This is a genomic window from Mesorhizobium sp. L48C026A00, assembly GCF_000502375.1.
Classification (GTDB): domain Bacteria; phylum Pseudomonadota; class Alphaproteobacteria; order Rhizobiales; family Rhizobiaceae; genus Mesorhizobium; species Mesorhizobium muleiense.
In genome coordinates, this window is record NZ_AYWU01000092.1 from 1 (window position 1) to 1,702 (window position 1,702).

General features: G+C 57.1%; 2 protein-coding genes. Both read left to right on the forward strand.

Translation table 11 applies throughout. From position 1 onward, the window contains the following. Positions 1-96 precede the first annotated feature (96 nt). The gene (locus X738_RS80455; RefSeq protein WP_023804274.1) at positions 97-351 is read left to right on the forward strand and encodes a DUF6894 family protein; all 255 of its coding nucleotides are present in this window, start codon (positions 97-99) and stop codon (positions 349-351) included. A gap of 195 nt (positions 352-546) precedes the next feature. After that, positions 547-1,263: a Crp/Fnr family transcriptional regulator gene (locus X738_RS80460; RefSeq protein ID WP_023804275.1), complete on the forward strand. Its 717-nt coding sequence runs from the start codon at positions 547-549 to the stop codon at positions 1,261-1,263. Positions 1,264-1,702: the final 439 nt, after the last annotated feature.

Sequence of the window (1,702 nt, forward strand, 5' to 3'; positions counted from 1 at the left end):
GTCGAATGTCCGATTCATACATATCCCGGTTGGTACGTTTCCGACACTATCCATGAGCCTCCATGCATCTAGATAGTCCATGGAGGTGGACTGAGCATGCCAAGATATTTTTTCCATATCCGGAACGAGGAGGGGCACCTCATGGAGGACCTCGAGGGGCAGGAATTTGCGGATTTGGCGCAGGCTGAGGAGAACGCGATGGCGTCCGCAAAGGAGATCCTGGCGGAAGGACTGCTCAGCGGGAAGCCAATGCTGACAGGCGCGATCTTTGAGATATGCGACGAAAAACACGCATTGGTGTTGCGATTTCCCTTCTCGGATGCCGCCAGAATGCCCGGTACCCGCCCTTAATGCTTAAANAAAACACGCATTGGTGTTGCGATTTCCCTTCTCGGATGCCGCCAGAATGCCCGGTACCCGCCCTTAATGCTTAAAGTGATTGGCTTCGGGACTTTAGCACCCCATATGTAGTCTTATCGTTCGCACGTTGTCACGGGCGCGAACGGCTGGGAGATCAGAAAGCTCTTGCCTACCGAGGGTGGAGTTATGTTTAACCAGCCCAATATTCCCTATCAAAATGCTTTATTGCGGCGACTTTCCCCTGGCGATCTGGCATCGATCGAACCCAACATGGAACGGGTAGCGCTGCCGATGCGGACCCAGCTAGAGTCGACGAAGTCCGTTATTGAACACGTGTATTTCCTGGAAGACGGCATCGCGTCGGTAGTCGCCAAACTACCTAAGGGTCGGGATACCGAGGTCGGCCTGATCGGCATGGAAGGCATGACCGGAGCCTTAGTGGCCCTAGGCGGCGATCGCGCCGCACATGACACCTATATGCAACTGGCGGGAAGCGGCTTGCGAGTTCCAGCCCCGGCACTGTCGTCTGCTCTGTCTGAGAGCACTACGCTGAAGGCTCTTCTGCTTCTCTATGTCCAGACCCTCTATATTCAGACCAGCTACACCGCCCTGGTAAACGCACGGTCGAAGTTGGACGAACGTTTGGCTCGCTGGCTTCTGATGTGCCACGATCGCGTCCGCACCGACCGGCTTGCAATCACCCACGAATTCATATCCGTCATGCTCGGTGTGCGGCGACCGGGTGTCACGGTTGCAATCCAGGAGCTTGAGGGCAGGGGCCTTATCAGAGCCACGCGGGGTGAGATCGTCATCAGGGATCGTGATGGTCTGTTCCAGTTGGCCGATGGCACCTACAGCGAGCCGGAGCGGGAATATGAGCGGTTGCTGGGGAAAACCGACTAGCCCCTATAATCGGCGGCTTCGGCGAAAGTCGCGGTAGCGACGAGCGCCACCGTCATCGGCAATTCAACCGACGCATCGCGCATTAGCGTTCCCACAGCCTAATCCTTTCGCCATCATATTCTTCACGGCATAAATCGCTCCGCGAACCGGCACTTGCATGATCTGGGAGTTCGCTACCGAGGGAGCGGCATCTGAACCCTGCTTTGTCGTCCGTAGTGGGGAGGATAACCCACATCCTCCATAGGCCAGTTCGAAAGATGACGGCCATCTAACACCATCATTTGCGAAAGCGAAGTTGCGCGGAGATCTCACGAGATCTGCGCATTAGGTGTTGCGCTCGCCCGAACGCGACTGCTGGTTGGCAGCATCGGCCGATCCGCCCAGCGTGTCGGCGACCGTGGCACCTCGCGCACCCATCGGCTGCTGCGCACCTGTGGTG

What these genes read in the sequence shown, in the direction of transcription:
- X738_RS80455 (WP_023804274.1), top strand. Translation starts at nt 97, where the DNA reads ATGCCAAGATATTTTTTCCATATCCGGAACGAGGAGGGGCACCTCATG.
- X738_RS80460 (WP_023804275.1), top strand. Translation starts at nt 547, where the DNA reads ATGTTTAACCAGCCCAATATTCCCTATCAAAATGCTTTATTGCGGCGA.